Origin of the sequence: Vibrio sp. ES.051, assembly GCF_002563795.1 — a bacterium.
In the GTDB taxonomy this organism is placed as follows: Bacteria; Pseudomonadota; Gammaproteobacteria; order Enterobacterales; family Vibrionaceae; genus Vibrio.
Genome location: NZ_PDJL01000003.1, coordinates 776925 through 796169 on the forward strand (window position 1 = coordinate 776925; position 19245 = coordinate 796169).

The window sequence follows — 19245 nt, forward strand, 5'->3', positions numbered from 1 at the left end:
AATTAGAAATGAATTCAAACTCGATAAAAGTCGCAACCATTGCTCTGCTCGTCGGAGGAGCATTAGGGTTTAGCGTCAATAAATTTATCACCGATAGTAATCACGAGATGAGTAGCGCTGACAATAACGCCTCAAGCAGTGTCAATGAGCCACTTTATTGGGTCGCACCAATGGATCCAAACTACAAACGTGATAAGCCAGGTCAGTCACCGATGGGAATGGATTTAATCCCAGTGTATACCGAAGATGTCGCCGGTGAAAAAGAAAAACCTGGCACAGTAACGATAGACCCGTCGGTCGAAAACAACTTAGGTGTAAAAACGACGACCGTGTCAGTGGAGCAGTTATCACCACGGATTGAAACCGTCGGTTATATCGCTTTTGATGAGAGTCATTTATGGCAAACCAACGTTCGCGTCGCAGGCTGGGTCGAGAAACTCTACATTAATGCTGTGGGTGAAAAAGTCGAAAAAGGCGATGTGTTGTTTACACTCTACTCCCCTGATCTTGTCAAAGCACAAGAGGAGCTGCTGAATGCTTACCGAACGGGGCGCAGTGGCTTGGTAAAAGGGGCGACAGAACGCTTGGTCACACTGGGTGTCGATCGTTCACAAATCCAAACCATCACTCAACGTGGTAAAGCATCCCAAACGATTGAAATTAAAGCGCCTGCTGGTGGCATCATCGCAAGTTTGAATGTCCGCGAAGGCGGTTATTTATCTCCAGCTCAAGCCGTTATCAGTGCAGGCCCACTCGATAACGTTTGGGTAGATGCAGAAGTGTTTGAACGTCAAGCGCAATGGATGAAAGCAGGAAGCAGCGCGACCATGACGCTTGATGCGATTCCAGGTAGTGAGTGGCAAGGCGTTGTTGACTATGTATACCCGATCCTCGACCCCAAAACGCGGACTTTACGTGTACGCCTTAAGTTCCCTAACCCAAACGGCGAACTAAAACCCAACATGTTCGCCAACATCGCATTGCAACCGGTGACTGATAAGGCAGTCATGACGATCCCTAAATCTTCCGTTATTCGTTCAGGCGGCATGACTCGGGTCGTCCTTGCGGAAGGTGAAGGCAAGTATCGCTCGAGCCGAATTAAAGTAGGACGCGAAGCAGACGACAGAATTGAGGTGTTACAAGGGTTAACCAAAGATGACCGAATTGTCACTTCAGCACACTTCATGCTCGATTCTGAATCAAGCCAAACAGCAGATCTTGCCCGTATTTCTTCATCCAAGTCAGCAGCTGCAGCCACTGTATGGGCTAAGGGAGAAGTGACTGATGTCATGAAAGATCATCGCATGCTAACGATTAATCACCAACCCGTTCCTGAGTGGGAATGGCCTGGCATGGTGATGAACTTTACATTTTCAGATGACATTGAAATTGGCGAGCTTAAAAAAGGCCAAGCCATTGAGTTCGAAATCAAAAAAACAGAGTCTGGTCAATACCAGATCGTGGACTACAAAGCAGATGACCGCGTCATTGCCACCAACGTGTGGGTGACAGGCGATATCAGTATGCTCATGGCCGATTTCGGTATGGTCACCCTTCGCCACCAGCCCGTTTCTGAATGGCGTTGGGATGCAGGAGAAATGAATTTTTCTGTGGGTGATAACGTGGATCTATCCGGATTCAAAGAGGGCCAAAAAGTTCGGTTTTTAGTTGAAAAACAAGGTGCCGACTACTTATTGAAGCAACTTGAAGCGGTCGAGGGCTAACTATGATTGGAGCAATTATCCGTTGGTCGATCAATAATCGCTTTATGGTTTTGATCGCAACTTTAGTTCTTGTTTTGGCAGGACTTTATAGTGTAAAGAACACGCCCGTCGACGCCATTCCAGATCTTTCTGATGTTCAGGTGATCATTAAGACCAGCTATCCGGGTCAAGCACCGCAAGTGGTTGAAGATCAGGTTACTTATCCATTAACAACGGCGATGCTGGCGGTTCCTGGAGCGGAAACCGTTCGCGGTTACTCTTTCTTTGGCGACTCGTACGTTTACATTATTTTTAATGATGATACCGACATGTACTGGGCACGTTCACGTGTTTTGGAATACTTAAGTCAGGTTGCACCTAAATTACCGCCAAGCGCAAAACCGACCTTAGGGCCAGATGCGACTGGTGTGGGTTGGGTGTACAGCTATGTATTGCAAGATAAGACCGGAAACCATGATCTCGCGGAGCTACGCAGTATCCAAGATTGGTTCTTAAAGTATGAATTGCAAACCGTCGATGGCGTCTCCGAGGTGGCAACGGTCGGCGGCATGGTCAAACAGTATCAAGTTCAGATCGACCCAGCTAAATTGCGCGCTTATAACCTGACGCTGCAGCAAGTGAATCTAGCTATCCAAAACGGCAACCAAGAAATTGGTGCATCCGTTGTCGAAATTGCGGAAGCAGAACACATGGTTCGCACTACGGGCTACCTCACGAGTATAGAAGACATTAAGTCACTGCCACTTAAAGTAACAGAGAAAGGGACACCACTTCTTTTGGGTGATATTGCCGATATCAACCTAGGACCACAAATGCGTCGTGGTATCTCGGAATTGAATGGTGAAGGTGAAGCCGTTGGCGGCGTGATCGTGATGCGCTTTGGCGAAAACGCCAGTGAGGTTATAAGCAAAGTAAAAAGTAAGCTGGAGGATTTACAACGTAGTCTCCCTGATGGTGTCGACATCGTTCCAACTTACGACCGTTCAACACTGATCGACGCTGCCGTTGAAAATTTATGGAAGAAACTAGCAGAAGAATTCATCGTTGTCGCCGTTGTTTGCGCGCTGTTCTTATTCCACATTCGCTCGTCTTTGGTGATTGCACTGAGCTTACCTGTTGGTATTTTAGCGGCTTTTATCGTGATGCACTCGCAAGGGATTAATGCCAACATTATGTCACTCGGAGGGATAGCGATTGCCATCGGGGCGATGGTGGACGGTGCCATTGTGATGATAGAAAACGTCCACAAACACATCGAGCGAACCCCCTTAACCGATAAAAACCGCTGGCAGGTGATAGGTAAAGCGGCCGAAGAAGTTGGGGCTCCCCTATTCTTCTCATTGCTTATTATTACGCTGAGTTTTGTTCCCGTGTTCGCCTTGGAAGGTCAAGAAGGCAAGATGTTTTCGCCATTGGCGTTTACCAAAACTTATGCGATGGCGGCAGCGGCTGGTTTGGCGATTACGCTTGTGCCTGTGCTCATGGGTTACTTTATTCGCGGTAAGGTTCTTCCGGAGCATAAAAATCCGGTAAACCGTGGCTTAGTCGCGCTATATCGTCCGCTACTTAATATCAGCCTCAAGTATCCTAAGAGCATGATTATCATCGCTTTAGGTTTAATGGCTTCGGCTTATTACCCTACCAGCAAACTTGGCAGCGAGTTCATTCCACCATTGGATGAAGGCGATTTGATGTACATGCCAACGACCTATCCGGGTATTTCGATTGGTAAAGCGCGAGAGCTGGTTCAGCAAACCAACAAGCTGATCAAAACCGTACCGGAAGTGAAAACGGTATGGGGCAAAATTGGCCGTGCAGAAACCGCAACCGATCCTGCCCCACTGACCATGATCGAAACGGTCATTCAGTTCAAACCGCGCAATGAATGGCGTGAAGGTGTGACAACAGAGTCTTTACGTAAAGAGTTCGATGAACTTGTCCAGTTCCCAGGTCTGACTAACGCTTGGGTGATGCCGATTAAGACACGTATCGACATGCTGGCTACCGGTATTAAAACGCCTATCGGGATCAAGATCGCCGGCCCCGACCTAAAAGAGATCGAAAAAATTGGTGCGCAGCTTGAACCCATTCTTGGTGGCGTTCGTGGTACCTCATCGGTTTACGCAGAGCGCGTTGCAGGTGGTCGCTATGTCACCATCGATATTAAACGCCGTGTTGCGGCTCGTTACGGGTTGAGCATTAAAGATGTGCAACAAGTCATTTCGACTGCGGTCGGTGGTATGAACGTAGGCGAAACCATTGAAGGATTAGAACGCTATCCGATTAATGTTCGTTATCCACAGGACTACCGTGATTCAGTGGTAAAACTGCAAAACTTGCCGCTCGTCACGCCAAATGGCGCTCGTATCGCCCTCGCAGATGTGGCAGACATCCGTTATGAAGATGGCCCACCGATGATCAAAACCGAAAACGCTCGTCCGAATGGTTGGGTATTCGTTGACATCGAAGGACGAGACCTTGGTTCATACGTAGTGGAAGCACAACAGGTAGTAGCGGACCAATTAGAATTACCTGCAGGTTATTCACTGGCGTGGTCAGGTCAGTACGAATATATGGAGCGTGCAAAAGACCGCTTAAGCGTAGTAGTGCCGATCACCATCGCCATCATCATGATGTTGCTTTATTTCAGCTTCCGTCGAGTTGGCGAAGTGCTGATCATTATGTTGACGTTACCTTTGTCGATGGTCGGTGGTTTGTGGCTGATGCACTATCTCGGCTACAACTTCTCGATCGCAGTCGGCGTCGGGTTTATCGCCCTCGCTGGTGTGGCCGTGGAAATTGGAGTCATCATGTTGGTGTACCTCAACCAAGCATGGCATTACAAAAAGCTCAACGCGGAAGAGAAACAGCAATCACTTCACGCTCGGGATCTCACTGACGCAATACGTGAAGGTGCCGGATTACGCGTACGCCCAGTCATGATGACTGTATTAACCGTGATCATCGGCCTTATCCCTATCATGTATGGTGAAGGCACTGGCTCTCAAGTAATGCAACGCATTGCCGCTCCGATGATTGGGGGGATGGCCTCTGCCCTACTACTCACACTGCTGGTGTTACCAGCTATTTTCAAACTTTGGAAACAACGCGAAGTTAAACCCAACAACCCATTAGAGAAATAATCATTAAGCGCCACTGGATACCGTGCAGTGGCGCATAACCTTGTTGACGTAAAAGGAAAACACTATGAAAAAGACATTTATCGCTCTTGCTCTAACTATCGCATCCGGCAGCGTTTTCGCTCACACGGACAACTTAGCGACGAACCACAACAACATGGAACATGGTCAAATGGATCATGGCTCTATGTCGATGGATCACGACTCGATGCCGATGGATAACATGTCGATGGACCACGGCGAAATGGATCATTCGAAAATGGACCACTCTGGAATGCAGGGGATGACCGGAATGTCGGCTGTCGGCATGCCAGCAAATGGCGCAAAACCGGATAAAGTGGTTCACGTCCTCTTAACCGATGATATGAAAATCACGTTCAAAAAAGACGTCAATATTGAACCGGACGACGTGGTTCAATTCGTGGTAATGAATACAGGCAAAATTAATCACGAGTTTACGATTGGTTCCGCAACAGAACAGCTCAAACATCGTGAAATGATGAAGAATATATCTGGCAATCATATGCATGATTCAGGTAACGCCGTTACGGTTGAACCGGGTAAAGCCAAACAGCTCCTTTGGCACTTCCATGGTGACAACAAAGTGGAGTTCGCTTGTAATATTCCAGGTCACGCCGAAGCCGGAATGGTGAATAAGATAGAGTTATAATCATCTTTCATATCGCGAGTCTAGAACCTAGGCATTAATGAAATAGGAGCCGTGATCGGCTCCTATATTTATATTATCTAACAGTGTCTTGCTATCTCATTACAAACAATTCTTCATGATAATGATGGTCAATATCGATTCGATAAGCCTTTAATTCTTGCTTCAATGTTTGAGAAAATACCTCTGGTCCACAGAAATAAAACTCGTATTGTGACAAGTCACCACACTGCTTAGCAATACGTTCGACATTAAGTCGCGGAGACGTCGCCGTATCAATCACGCTTAACTCAACCCCGGCTTTGTGCGCCGCACTCCACAACTCATCCACTAAATGGCTGTCGAGGCCACGTGTACAATAAAACAAATGCACGGGTTGATGCGTCTTTCTCTCTCTTAGAAAATCCATAACTGCAAAAAATGACGCCACACCCACTCCACCCGCGATCCAGATTTGCGGCTGGTTTAAATTGAATGTTAAGCCGCCATAAGGGCCTTCTACTATTACTTCATCGCCCGCTTTCACCCGGTTGTATAGGTTTGTTGTGAAATCGCCCAGCTCCTTGATCAAAAATCGTAACTCAGGCTCACCTTCACCAGAAACAATCGTGAACGGATGCGGATCTTCATCGCCAAAACGCACATACGCGAATTGCCCTGATTTGTGCCCTTGCCAAGTATCACTAATGGTCAATACCAGCTCCATGACATGCGCTTGAGGAAAATATCGTGTAGACCTCACTTGCGCTAAGTGTCGATTTGCATGACCAACTCGCCCCAACAAACTGTAAACGGCAGCGACGGAACCGACGACAGCAAAACCGATAGCGACAAAGTAAATCGGAGTTCCCCAGTAAGCATGCTTGATAAGCAGTACAGAGTGTATTGCAATCATCAGATAAGCCACCGCCATCAAGCGATGCGACAACTTAAAGGGTTTGTATTTCACTGCCGTCCAAAGGGAAAGACAAACCAATATCAGCAATAAGTAAAATCCCCACTCCCCAATACTCAAGCCAAAATCACGTAAGTTTATTAGCCATAACTCCCAACCTGAGAAATTGTTAGCGACCGGACCTGCCCCTGTATGTTTGACGGGTTTGTCTAATGCACCATAAGCAACTAGCCATTTGGGAACGTTATAAAATAGCCAGTGAGTCACACCTAAACTGACGCCGGAAATTCCAAGCCATTTATGGACTCGATACGCTTTATCCATACCATGGACCCACTGCTCAACTACGGGCAAACGTAAAGCCAAAACCATTCCCATCGATATCAAGGTTAACGAAACCACACCAGAATATTGAATAAGGGCTGAACGCCAATGGAAAAATTGAGACGACGACAAAAGCTGTGGTTCGCTGATCCACCATAACGCAGACATCACAACAATGATTATCCATATGCAATTTCGTAATGTTTTCATGGGTAACACTCTTACCTTGACGATACTCTTATTCTAGTTTCCCTAGCGTAAAGCAGCGTCAATCCTCGTAAAATTGTGTAAGGTCAGTCTAGGTGATGTCGATGCATATTACCCACTGAGGGATATCTTGGTGAATGCAATACCGTTTATGCCCACGCAGCACTTAGAAACTTGATGAATCTCAGCATATGACGCTCATTACAAGGATTGAGTAATCCAAAATTTTCGCTTAAACGACACAATTAAGTACTCGTTAAAAGAGCCGATTGAATACTGTCTAACGCGAAAGGAAGGGAAAACCGTGTTGATAGGCATCACAGTGAAAATATTACACCTGAGTCATAAAGTATTAATAAAAAAGGTAGTAACCAAATGTGCTACCTTTTACGATACCTTGCGGTGAGTAAAACACTGCCTTATTCAAAATAAATAGGTATTATCTTAAGCTCACTAAGCAATGCAAATCAGCAAGTTAAATTATACTTTCTTAAGATCTTGAGCTGGATAAGTTAACGTTTTTTCACCTGCCTTTACGTGAGTGTAAAAACCACCACTGCTTAAACCTGTAACAATCATTTCACCCAGATCGATACCTTTAGTCGCTACTACTACGTCACCGATTAAAAACATATTGAATACCTTATTATTTTAATTAAGACACTAACTCATTGTTGTGAAGTATTTAATATGAAATTAGATAAAGCCGTCATTCCGCAGCCAATTTCAGAATTAAAATAATGTGATCCAGTGATCGTTTACAACTGTTAGTGCGACAGACATCTTGACCGCGATCCCCAGTTTTGATCTATTACTGTTATTTAACGGTCACTTATTATGTCTGCTGCTCAACCTGTCATTAAACGCCTAGACCACTTAGGGTTAATCGCTGCTTTCTGTCATGAAGTCGGTTTACCAGGCATTATTGATCGCATCATTCCCAAATACTCGGATCACAACGTCTCACACGGCGATGCAGTCTTAGCAATGATTCTTAATGGTCTTGGCTTTCACAGTAGAACGCTGCATATGTTCTCTGACTTCTTCGAGACGAAGCCTGTTGCCAAGTTGCTCGCTAAAGACATTGAAGCGCACCATTTAACTGACGATGTACTCGGACGTACGTTAGATGCTTTATATGAAGCAGATGTGTCCGCACTTTATCAAGCGATTGCAGAGCATGTCGTTGATAAGCTTGGGCTTAAAGCAGACTCTGTCCACCTTGATATCACGAGTTTTCATGTCGACGGTGAATACATCCAAGACGAAGATCTTAATGCCATCAAACTGGTAAAAGGCTACAGCCGAGACCACCGTCCAGAGCTAAATCAAGTGGTCCTTGAGTTGATTTGTGAAAACCAAGCCGGCCTACCTGTTTACATGCAAGCGCTCAGTGGCAACACCAATGATGCTAAGGCATTTTCAGAGGTCACTAAACGGCATATTCATTGCCTAAAGGCAGCTCAAAACAGTCGCTACTTCATCGCCGATGCCGCTCTATACACCGAGGAAAGCATTCGTTCACTGGATGAGCAACAACAGAAGTTTATTACGCGTGTTCCAATGACCATTAAGTCAGCCAAAGAAGCCTTAATGAACCTTGAGCCAGAGCAGTTGAGCCGTATCGGCAATGGTTACTCGGGTTGCTGGGTTGATGCTGACTATGGCTCGGTATCTCAGAAGTGGCTATTGGTTCATAGTGAACAAGCAACCAAGCGAGAAGAAGCAACGTTCTATAAGAACTTAGACAAAAATATCACCAAAGAGCTGAAAGCACTGGGACAACTAATGAAAAAGAAGTTTGCTTGCGCAGTGGATGCCGAGCAAGCAATGAGCGACTTCGCTAGCCAGTGTTATTTGCTTGGCTTTGCACAACCAACCATTGTTAAAGAGCCAATCTATTCAGGTCGCGGTCGGCCGAAGAAAGACGCAGAGCCAACGGGATACCACTATTTGATAGATGCTACGCCTTATACCGATCTAGAAAAAGTGAAGATGGCCAAGCTTAAAGTAGGTATGTTTATTCTCGCCACCAACGATACTGACTACGCCGATCTAACAATGGCTGCGTTACTTGAGCATTACAAGTCTCAGCAAAAGGTAGAGCGCGGATTTCGCTTCTTGAAGAGCCCTGAGTTCCTAACATCATCAATTTTCCTGAAGAAACCTCAGCGAATCGAGGCATTGCTGATGATCATGACGCTTAGCCTACTCGTTTACGCAAGCTTAGAGCACAAAATCCGAGAGAGTCTCACTAAGACCGAGGAATTCTTTCCTAGCATGGTAAAGAACAAGACGACAACCAAACCGACGGCACGTTGGGTATTCTTAAAATTCGAAGGTATCGACACACTCGAATTTGGCGGTCAAAGCTTCATCACGGGTGTTCAGGAGCATCAGACTCGGCTGCTTAAGCTTCTTGGCGTACTGTATGAAGCGGTTTATTCCTAAATTGGCTGCGGAATCTCGGATAAAGTACCTAATCAGATTTTTTATCGTAATGATTAATTTTTATTGGCGACCTTGTGTGCTACATCGGTATTGATAAAGGCACGATGTGCCCCAAAAATAGATGCGCTACTCTTTTAGAATATGTTTAAATTTTCTAGCATCTGTTGCGGAGTTGCTCTCCGCCCTCATTGGAGATATATGATGAAGAAAGGCCTAAAAATGCGAGCATTAGAACGCTCTGATCTGCGTTTTATTCACGAATTAAATAACAACCGCAATATCATGGCCTATTGGTTTGAAGAGCCTTACGAGTCGTATGATGAACTCGAAGAACTTTATCGTAAACACATTCACGATGACGCTGAAAGACGCTTTGTTGTTGAAGACGAACAAGGCATTGTGGTCGGCTTAGTTGAGCTTATCGAAATTAACTATATTCATCGAAGTGCTGAGTTTCAAATAATTATCGCGCCAGAGTATCAAGGCCGAGGTTATGCGACCGAAATGATTAACCGTGCGCTAGATTACTCTTTTTCTATTCTCAATCTACGTAAAATTTATTTACTTGTTGCGGTCGATAATGAAATCGCAATTCATTTATACAAAAAATGTGGTTTTATTGAAGAGGGTCATTTAGTTGAAGAATATTATATCGATGGTGCTTATCGTGATGTGAAACGTATGTATATTTTAAAGCATCAATACCAGAAAAGTATGGATGAGGAAAAATCGATTCATTAACTTTTCTCACTATCGAAGAAAAATAAAACGCAGCTTTATCGCTGCGTTTTATTTACCCGATTGATATGGATAAGAAAACCTACTTTTAGTTCTCTTCTATTTTCATCCAAACGCTCAGGTGAATCAGTTAGCCAGTTTGGTCAGCGCAGCACCTATTTAGCCCCACGACGCGCCTTTAAACGTTTCACCATCGCAAGACGGCGCTCTGCTGAGCCTTGGTCTGTTGCTGACTGGTTTGGATTATTACGGCGACCTTGGCGATTCTTAAACGCTGGTTTTGAATTCAGTTTTTCGATGTAAGACTCACGTTGTTTTGGCTCATAACCCGCCAGTTCTATACGACGAATACGTTGCTGGATTAAGTTTTCAACCTGAACTACTGTCAGCTCTTCGTCACGGTTTACGAACGAAACCGCATGGCCTTGCTTACCTGCGCGGCCGGTACGGCCAATGCGATGGACATAGTCTTCCGCTAAGAAAGGCATGTCGTAGTTAACTACATGAGGCAGATCTGCAATATCTAACCCACGAGCCGCAACATCCGTTGCTACCATCACACGCACTTTACCCGTTTTAAACTCTTCAAGCGCACGACGGCGAGCACTTTGGGCGCGGTCACCATGGCAAATTACGGCTTTGATACCATCGAGCTTAAGCTCTTTGACAACTTCATTTGCGGTTTCTTTGTAGTTCACAAAAACCAATACTTGTTGCCAGTTTTTACGACCTATCAATTCAGAAAGAAGCTCTGTCTTACGTTCTTGATCGACTGGGTAGAGCACGTGAGCAACCGTTTGTGCTGTTGTATTTGCACGCTCTACTTCAATACGCTTTGGTTTACGCAGAATATCATTCGCTAGCAGATTGAGTTGGCTAGACGTCGTTGCTGAGAACATCATGATTTGAGGATTTGTGTCCACATCTAACATGATCTTACGAACGGCATTAATAAAACCCATATCTAAAATACGGTCAGCTTCATCAAATACGAGAAATTCGAGATGGGCTACAGACACGTTACCTTGCTCAAGATGCTCTTCCAAACGGCCTGGGGTCGCGACAAGGATATCAACGCCATTCTCTAACGCCGTGACCTGAGAGGACATTTTACGGCCACCAAAAACCGCCGCCACCGAGAGGCTGGTGTACTTCGTGTATGCTTTGATGTTGTCCGCTATTTGCTCTGCAAGTTCTCGAGTAGGAGCCAGGATAAGCGCTCGCGCTGTCTTACGAGAGGCACTGCGGCCACTGTCTAGCAATTGCTGAATCATAGGCAACGAAAATGCCGCCGTTTTACCGGTACCTGTTTGTGCTGTAGCGAAAATATCATGGCCTTTACGAGCCATTGGAATCGCCTTCTGCTGAATTGGTGTTAACTTTTCATAACCGCATTCTGCCAGTGCTTTAACCACTTCTGGCGCAAAACCTTGAGATGAAAATGACATTGAGCGTATTCCTTAAACAAATCGCTTAAATAGCTTAAAAATTTTAGCCGTGCACTATACCCGAATTTTAGTGATATATCTCACTTTTCTCACTGATAGCGTTAACTTTACATGACGTCCTGAAATGGACAGTGAATGATTCTGTTTAATCTGTTCACCGCTGAAGTTGCACCTAGAGAAACCTTACAACTCAATACCTGATAATTTTAGTAGTATTCGTTCCAGTTCGTCCCACGGCAACAACTGTGAGTCAATCACTTCTATGCGTGACTCAAAACCTTCAAGACTCATTTCATTCACACTTACAACGCTATTTGCCACATTAAATGCATAACAACCTTGATTGGTGTTCACGACTGCTTTTACGCGCTCTGCTGTAAGATCAGAAATCATCGAGAAGAATTGGTCAAAGTCGAACTTATATTCTTGGCCAAACAACCAGCCACAGCTGAAATAATCCTGCCCTTCATTCTCTTTACGTACAAATGCGGCACCCGGAGGTAACTGAAACTGTGGTTCTTGATCTGCATGTTCGTGATGATGTAATTCGATACAAGAAGACGCGCTACCATGTACACGTTCAATATCTAATACTTCTAAAGGTAACTCGCCATTATGAATGAGCTTACTGAATACCTTTGCAGGGGATTGGTCCGTCACCCAGTCGTTAAATACATCGATATCGTGACTAGAACAAAGGTCCACTTTGTTACCAATCACTACATCTGCACTGTCTAATTGATCGATAAAATTCTGATTGAAGAGGTATTTCTCATCGCTCAAATTACGCGGGTCCACTAAAGCAATGGTCGCTTTGAGGTCGACATATGGCTGATATTGTTCCGAAGTAAGTGTCGCGATCACTTGTTTCGGATGGCCAAGCCCTGTAGGTTCAATCAATAAACGATCTGGTTTTTGACGCAATAACGCCGTGATACCTACAGACATAGGGACCCCTGCCGTACAACACATGCAGCCGCCCGGTACTTCCTTAATCAACGCACCTTGATCTGTCATTAACGCGCCATCAATGCCAATCTCACCGAATTCATTAACCAATACTGCCCAGTTTTCCTTCGCTGGTTTGTTCTTTAACAAACTTAGAATTGTCGTCGTTTTACCGACGCCTAAAAAACCAGTCAGTATGTTAGTAGGTACTCGATTTGACATGTTTTTCTCCGACACGTTTGTGCATTAATGCTGTCGCAAAGTATACGGAGAATGTGATTCGCTTCAACGCTTTTATTGTGGCATTTAGTGCCTTAACTGGATTGATTTGCTCTCCACTTTTTGGGAACAATCAGAATGGCTTATCGCTTCTGTTCGCTTAACGTCAGAAAGGCTGGCTGGCGTCAATAACAATAACTCTATCGTCCAACGTCGAAGCTTGGTTTCCCACCACAACTTAGGTAGAGTACCCGCCCACACAGTATCTACAATTCGAAGAGATTGAATACAATGAACATTGATAACCAAGTAATCGAAACCATTGAAGAGCTAGAGGCGTTTCTGCACTTAGTAGAAAGCGGAGCACTTGGTCTTGAAGGCGTGACTGGTGTTGCACTGGCGACGACAAACACTGACGGTCGTCCGTTTGTTGCCGTTTTAGGAGAAAAACACCACCTACTGCTAGGTCGTTGGGTTTCACAACACGTATACGACAATGGTAAAGATATCATTCGTAACGGTCCTACGCGTAAGCACTAAGGTCGCCAACCTTTCTTTCATAGTTGGCTGCTTTATACTCCAAGAGTATGGTTTGAAACTTATACTCTTGGGTCTCAAAGAAAAATTAAAAAGAAAAGGGTAGCCTTTATTAATTTTATAGGTATACTGCTCATCAGCTCTTAAGGAAAGAGCTATTATAAATGCAATTTAAGATCAAAGTTTCTCTCAGTTCCACATCGATTTCCTCGTTTACGTTCCTGCGACAAAATAGTTATCTCTAAATCATATAGTAGCACTTGATATTAGCTAAACAATCAATATTTAAAAATCAATATAGAGGTATCTATGTCTAATAAATTAACTGGTTCAGTAAAATGGTTCAACGAAACTAAAGGTTTTGGTTTTATTTCTCAAGACAATGGCGGTGATGACGTATTTGTTCATTTCAAATCTATTGTTTCTGAAGGTTTTAAAACGCTTACTGACGGCCAAAAAGTAACGTTCGTTGTTGAACAAGGTAATAAAGGTTTACAAGCAGCTCAAGTAACTGCAATGTAAATTTTTAAGTGGCATCAACCCAGTCGGTGCCACAATGTCCTCTCCCTCTATAGTTCGTTACTCACGTAACAATCCTATCACTCAAGTTTATATACCCAAATCACTTAAACATTAAAGTGCCAGTCTTAACCTTTAATGACGTTAATTAATAACACTCATCAAAGTCATTTCGGTATATAGTCTTTAGGCTACTAAATCGCCTATCTTACAATTCCAGTTCGGAATTAATTTATTCTGATCCATTTTTGGATCAACTTCGCCTCGTGCTTTGCTCATATAAACAGATTTATATATTGAAAGCGATTGGCGAATATAAGAGAACTACATGAAATTAGATATATCTGCCCAATCAATACAAAGTACTAACTACGAACATATTATTCCTAGCCGAGATTTTATTCTAAGTCTATTCGACAAATTCAAAAACTACTTGAGTCATGAGCAGATCTCCCGCTCCGCAGGTTTGGATGAAAAACCCCAAAAAGACGCACTAAAAAAACGTTTAAGAGCAATGGAACGCGACGGTCAACTCATTTTTACTCACCGTAGAGGCTATAAAAAAGTGGATCAAACTGCTTTGGTTTCCGGCAAGGTCAGCCTCCACACCGACGGTTTCGGCTTTGTAACCTATGACCGCAATGAAAAAGACCTTTTCTTACCTAAACATCAGCTGGCTCATGTGTTTGATGGCGATATCGTACAGGTTTTAAAAGGAAGCGCTCAGCAACAAGGTCGCTCAAATCATCGCTTAATTAAGATAATAGAACGTAAAACAACCCACATTGTCGGCTTGCTGAAGAAGAAAGGCGCAAACTTCTATTTGTCGCCAGAGAGTTCGAAACTCTCTCAAGCAATTCAGGTCAACCCGAATGAACTTACTGCCAAAAGCGTGGGTAAACTCGTCCACTCCAAAGTTACGGCTTATCCGGATCACAGACAATCAACCACTGTTGAGATAACTGAAGTGTTAGGCCGAGCTGGTGAGGCTGGTATTGAGATAAAACTGGCGTTACGCCGTCACGACATCAATGACAAGTGGGATGATGACGTACTTCATGCAGCCTCAGCTTTTGGCTCTCACGTTGCAGAAAAAGACAAAACATCACGAGTGGATTATCGAGACTTACCTTTCGTTACCATCGATGGTGACGATGCAAAAGACTTTGATGATGCGGTGTACGGCTACCAAATGGATAATGGTCAGTGGAAACTGTTCGTGGCGATTGCAGACGTCTCTCATTACGTTCAGCCAAACGACGACTTAGATCTTGAAGCGCAGTCTCGTGCAACATCGGTTTATTTCCCTGGGTACGTGGTACCAATGCTACCTGAGTCATTGTCTAACGGTTTATGCTCGCTCAATCCTCATGAAGATAGATTAGTCATGGTCTGCGAGATGACCTTTGACGATGAAGGCAACATGTTGGATTCGGAATTTTCTGAAGGGATCATCCACTCACACGCTCGATTAACTTACGATGAAGCTCACCGTATTGTTTTGCAATCAACTGGAACAACACACTATTCTGGTCAAAATCCAAAACAAAATATTGATCAGCATTTAGTGAATCTTTATCACTTATATTTGAATTTATCCAGTCAGCGTAAAGTTCGAGGTGCCATTGACTTTGACACGCAAGAACTCGCTTTTACGTTGAACAATAAAAAGAAAATCGATTCAATTGTTCCTGTTATTCGGAATGACGCTCACCGTATGGTCGAAGAATTTATGTTGTGTGCCAACGTTGCCACCGCGCAATTCTTGCAACAACATAAAATACCAAGCTTATACCGCGTGCACTCAGGTCCTCAAATGAAGAAGTTGTCTTCATTGAGAGTCATGCTTGCAGATAGAGGGCTCACTTTAACTGGCGGTGATGAACCAACCCCTCATGATTACAACTCACTATTAGCGCAAGTAAAAGGTTTGGATGAATGTGATGTCATACGTACCTTGCTATTGCGCTCTCAAAGCCAAGCTGAATACTCACCGAAAAATATGGGTCACTTTGGTTTAGCGTATGACGCCTATTCACACTTTACGTCTCCCATTCGTCGCTATCCGGATTTACTCGTTCACCGTGCTATTCGCGCCAAACTTCGCGAACAAAAAACAGGTAGGTTACGCAGTTTGCTGTTGAAGTTTAAACCAATCCGTCAACTAACGGGAGCGGCAAATAATTATCCTTATGACGCGAAAGACGTTGAGCAGTTAAGTTTATACTGCTCACAACAATCCCGTCAGGCTGATGAAGTGAGCCGTGAGGTAGAGAGTGCCCTAAAGTGCCACTACATGAAGCCATTTATTGGACAAAACTTCACGGGGACAGTTTCTGGTGTGACACACTTCGGCGTATTTGTTGAGCTAGACCAAAACCGAATTGAAGGTCTCGTACCATTATCAAGCTTTCAAAATGGAGGAGAGTTTGAATTTGATGGCGTTAAGCAGAAAATTTTCAGTCAAACTGCGACTTTCACGCTTGGCACCAAAGTAAACATTAACGTTAAAGACGTCGACTCTAAACAAAGAAGAATCATGTTTACCTTATCAGATCAAATAGAAGCAAACTAATAACCTTACACGGCATGCTTGGTAAGCCATTGTAAAAAAACTTTATAACAACGTGCTCTTTCTTGCACGCTGTTTGCCCCGAAAGATCCAGCATCTTTCGGGGCTTTTTGTCACTTTTCCTCGCACAACTCCCCCTCTTACGCCTAACTATATAAGTACTCATTAGCTCAAACAGAATGCACTTCCTTACTAGTTCGCGAGCTCAGCATCACAATTTAAGCAACTGGTCACACAATAAGTTTAAAATTTTGGGTATAAAAGTATCAGTACTTTCGTTAACTAGGATGTAAATAATGAAGAACTCTTTCGACCTCACCATGCCCAACGAAGATGGATACTTTGGTGAATATGGTGGCAGCTTTGTACCTCCAGAGCTTGAACAAATCATGCACGATATCAATGCGGCCTATGAGGCGTGCAGCAAAGACCCTGAATTTAAAGCTGAGTTGACTCGCCTCTATAAACACTTTGTTGGGCGGCCTAGCCCAATCTTTCATGCGGAAAACTTGTCTAAAAAATACGGCACAGATATCTATCTGAAACGCGAAGACCTCAACCACACAGGCGCACACAAAATTAACCACTGTTTAGGAGAAGCAATTCTCGCTAAAAAGATGGGAAAGAAGAAGTTAATTGCCGAAACTGGCGCAGGTCAACATGGCGTTGCTCTCGCTACCGCTGCCGCACTGGTTGGTTTAGAGTGCGATATTTACATGGGTGAAGTCGACATCGCGAAAGAACATCCCAATGTTGTTCGTATGAGAATTCTTGGCGCCAATGTTATTCCGGCTACGCATGGACGCAAAACGTTGAAAGAAGCGGTCGATGCTGCATTTGAGGCTTACTTAAAAGATCCAGACACGCAGCTTTACGCCATTGGCTCAGTAGTTGGCCCTCATCCATTCCCAAAAATGGTTCGAGACTTCCAATCTATCATCGGTAACGAAGCACGAGTGCAATTTAAAGACATGACCGGAACGTTACCCCACAACCTCGTGGCTTGTGTCGGGGGTGGCTCGAATGCTATGGGATTGTTCAGCGCATTCCTAGAAGATGACAACGTCGATATTCACGGTGTCGAACCTGCTGGCCGTTCTTTACAACAAGTCGGTGAACACGCTGCGACTCTAACACTGGGCGAGCCTGGCATCATGCACGGGTTTAAATCCTACATGCTGAAAGATGAGCAAGGCGAGCCGCAACAAGTTTATTCAGTGGCAAGTGGGCTGGATTACCCTTCAGTTGGCCCTCAACACAGTTATCTGAAAGACATCGGTCGTGTTAATTATGGCTCAATCTCCGATGATGAAGCCATTGATGCATTCTTTGAGTTGTCACGTGAAGAAGGGATCATTCCAGCGATTGAATCCGCTCATGCTGTCGCATACGCCATCAAACTCGCGAAACAAGGAGTGACTGGTTCGATTCTGCTTAATTTATCTGGCCGTGGCGATAAAGACATCGACTTTGTGGTTGAAAACTACGGCGCAAAATACGGCATTGAATCACTCATCTAAACCTTATCATCCTTTTTACTTATTAGAACAAAGCCACCTATTGTAAGGTGGCTTTGTTATTTGTCTTTAAGCGTACTCACATCCGTTTCAGTGGTTTCACCACACTATCTAAACCTTCAATTTTGAGAGCCAAACACAACTTGAGCTCCCCTAACTCACCACTTGGCCTGCCTTTCTTATCGATCAATAAAAAAACAAATTCCTAGGGGAGTTTCATTTATTGCTGTCACTCACTTTTGGACAAAACGTTGTTTGATCTCTTACATAAATTAGCATTACTTCAGGCAAGGTGGTCTAACCAGATAGATCTCGTGTCTAGCGGAATGGTGACTTTTCACCGACTCAACGCTGGAAAACAGTAATGTTAATAGGCGAGGAACACTTTACGCTCCCCAACTCAGTATGGGCCAATTGCGATCAACCCCAATGGTTCTTAATCTAAGAGATGGATTAACAAGGTAGGTATAGTCAGCATACTCACACAATGGTAAATCGTTAATGGAATCCGTAAAAAAGTGAATCTCCGAAAAGGACTGTGCCGTTTCATTCAGCCACTGCTCTAGTCGAGTAACCTTACCTTCACGATAAGTCGCTATTCCGTTTATTTCAGAACTGTAGCAAGCTTGCTGTTCGATCAGGTCGATTCCCAATGCAGTTTTAATACCTAAATGACGAGCGACAACTTCAACTAAAAAAGTGACGCTAGCTGAAACAATAATTATATCAACTTCATCCTGTATTAACCTCTCAATCAGGGACTTAGACTGAGTAAACTGCTTAGGTAGAATATAACGCTTCACACACTCTTCAACCAGCTCACTTATCTGTTTTTTTGGGATGGTAGCAAGAGGTTCCAGAGAAAAATCTAAGTAGCACTGAATGTCCATTTCCCCTTCTACGTAGAGGTTCATCAGACGCCTATCTTCTTCAATAAAATTACGATCAGTTACGATGCCTTTTTCGACTAAAAATTCGTTCCAAATCATAGAACAATCCGCTTTAATCAGTGTTTCATCCAAATCAAATACGTACAAAGGTTTAGACATTATTTTTCCAATTAATCATATCAGAGCGTTAATCAAACCAGAGACATCATTTATGAAATGTCGCTAATGAACAGTAGTCCCCAAAACTCACTCGATAAGGATGGCACATGCAGGAAAGCAGGCTGCCATGGTAAAAGCGAGCCCAGCAGAGTCTGAATTGCTTTTACCAAGGATGTTACAACCTGCATGGAGAACAGCAGAAAACACGACGAGACTAATCGCCAACAAATTCATTTCAATGTTCCTGCCTGAATAAAATAAAGGGCTCCGAAATGGGGCCTTAGATAATG

At 44.0% G+C, this 19245-nt stretch carries 14 protein-coding genes and 2 pseudogenes; 9 read left to right on the forward strand and 7 right to left on the reverse strand.

Annotation, left to right across the window (positions count from 1 at the left end):
- Nucleotides 1-8 precede the first annotated feature (8 nt).
- The 3 genes from ATG66_RS04195 to copI all read left to right on the forward strand — a co-directional run bounded on the left by ATG66_RS04195 (nucleotide 9) and on the right by copI (nucleotide 5534).
- Nucleotides 9-1724, forward strand: a complete 1716-nt coding sequence (locus ATG66_RS04195; RefSeq protein WP_098414109.1) for an efflux RND transporter periplasmic adaptor subunit — start codon at nucleotides 9-11, stop codon at nucleotides 1722-1724.
- Between the two features lie 2 nt (nucleotides 1725-1726).
- The gene (locus ATG66_RS04200) at nucleotides 1727-4867 is read left to right on the forward strand and encodes an efflux RND transporter permease subunit (protein ID WP_098414110.1); all 3141 of its coding nucleotides are present in this window, start codon (nucleotides 1727-1729) and stop codon (nucleotides 4865-4867) included.
- 64 nt (nucleotides 4868-4931) lie between these two features.
- Nucleotides 4932-5534 (forward strand): copper-resistant cuproprotein CopI, encoded by a 603-nt coding sequence (copI, locus tag ATG66_RS04205; protein ID WP_098414111.1) that lies wholly within the window; start codon nucleotides 4932-4934, stop codon nucleotides 5532-5534.
- A 91-nt stretch (nucleotides 5535-5625) separates the two neighbouring features.
- Here copI and ATG66_RS04210 read toward each other — a convergent pair whose 3' ends face one another.
- On the reverse strand, nucleotides 5626-6960 hold the full coding sequence (locus ATG66_RS04210) for a ferredoxin reductase family protein (RefSeq protein ID WP_098414112.1): 1335 nt from the start codon (nucleotides 6958-6960) through the stop codon (nucleotides 5626-5628).
- Nucleotides 6961-7437: 477 nt separating this feature from the next.
- Nucleotides 7438-7590, reverse strand: coding sequence for a hypothetical protein (locus tag ATG66_RS04215; protein ID WP_098414113.1), 153 nt, complete (start codon nucleotides 7588-7590; stop codon nucleotides 7438-7440).
- A gap of 204 nt (nucleotides 7591-7794) precedes the next feature.
- Between ATG66_RS04215 and ATG66_RS04220 the strand changes: the two genes are divergently transcribed.
- Together ATG66_RS04220 and speG are read left to right on the forward strand one after the other, a co-directional pair.
- Nucleotides 7795-9408: an IS1634 family transposase gene (locus ATG66_RS04220; protein WP_098414114.1), complete on the forward strand. Its 1614-nt coding sequence runs from the start codon at nucleotides 7795-7797 to the stop codon at nucleotides 9406-9408.
- A 201-nt stretch (nucleotides 9409-9609) separates the two neighbouring features.
- The gene (gene speG / locus ATG66_RS04225; protein WP_098414115.1) at nucleotides 9610-10149 is read left to right on the forward strand and encodes a spermidine N1-acetyltransferase; all 540 of its coding nucleotides are present in this window, start codon (nucleotides 9610-9612) and stop codon (nucleotides 10147-10149) included.
- 152 nt (nucleotides 10150-10301) lie between these two features.
- On the opposite strand, the gene ATG66_RS04230 is transcribed toward speG, so the two are convergent.
- A complete protein-coding gene (locus ATG66_RS04230) occupies nucleotides 10302-11594 on the reverse strand; it encodes a DEAD/DEAH box helicase (protein ID WP_098414116.1) in 1293 nt (430 codons plus the stop codon).
- A gap of 183 nt (nucleotides 11595-11777) precedes the next feature.
- The gene (locus tag ATG66_RS04235; protein ID WP_098414117.1) at nucleotides 11778-12764 is read right to left on the reverse strand and encodes a CobW family GTP-binding protein; all 987 of its coding nucleotides are present in this window, start codon (nucleotides 12762-12764) and stop codon (nucleotides 11778-11780) included.
- Between the two features lie 288 nt (nucleotides 12765-13052).
- Between ATG66_RS04235 and ATG66_RS04240 the strand changes: the two genes are divergently transcribed.
- From ATG66_RS04240 to trpB, 4 genes are all read left to right on the forward strand, one after another.
- Nucleotides 13053-13301 carry a hypothetical protein gene (locus tag ATG66_RS04240; RefSeq protein ID WP_098414118.1) on the forward strand — a complete coding sequence of 83 codons (249 nt, stop codon included), beginning with the start codon at nucleotides 13053-13055 and terminating at the stop codon, nucleotides 13299-13301.
- Nucleotides 13302-13607: 306 nt separating this feature from the next.
- Nucleotides 13608-13820 (forward strand): cold-shock protein, encoded by a 213-nt coding sequence (locus tag ATG66_RS04245; protein WP_098414119.1) that lies wholly within the window; start codon nucleotides 13608-13610, stop codon nucleotides 13818-13820.
- Between the two features lie 325 nt (nucleotides 13821-14145).
- On the forward strand, nucleotides 14146-16392 hold the full coding sequence (gene rnr / locus ATG66_RS04250) for a ribonuclease R (RefSeq protein WP_098414120.1): 2247 nt from the start codon (nucleotides 14146-14148) through the stop codon (nucleotides 16390-16392).
- Nucleotides 16393-16685: 293 nt separating this feature from the next.
- Complete coding sequence (gene trpB, locus ATG66_RS04255; RefSeq protein ID WP_098414121.1) at nucleotides 16686-17909, forward strand: tryptophan synthase subunit beta; 1224 nt, start codon at nucleotides 16686-16688, stop codon at nucleotides 17907-17909.
- A gap of 76 nt (nucleotides 17910-17985) precedes the next feature.
- On the opposite strand, the pseudogene ATG66_RS04260 reads toward trpB, so the two are convergent.
- The 3 genes and pseudogenes from ATG66_RS04260 to ATG66_RS04270 form a co-directional block, all read right to left on the reverse strand.
- A pseudogene (locus ATG66_RS04260) lies at nucleotides 17986-18099 on the reverse strand (putative quorum-sensing-regulated virulence factor); the annotation flags it as partial.
- A 193-nt stretch (nucleotides 18100-18292) separates the two neighbouring features.
- Nucleotides 18293-18955, reverse strand: a complete 663-nt coding sequence (locus ATG66_RS04265; RefSeq protein ID WP_098414122.1) for an HAD family hydrolase — start codon at nucleotides 18953-18955, stop codon at nucleotides 18293-18295.
- A 53-nt stretch (nucleotides 18956-19008) separates the two neighbouring features.
- Nucleotides 19009-19189, reverse strand: a pseudogene (locus ATG66_RS04270) (multidrug transporter); the annotation flags it as partial.
- Nucleotides 19190-19245: the final 56 nt, after the last annotated feature.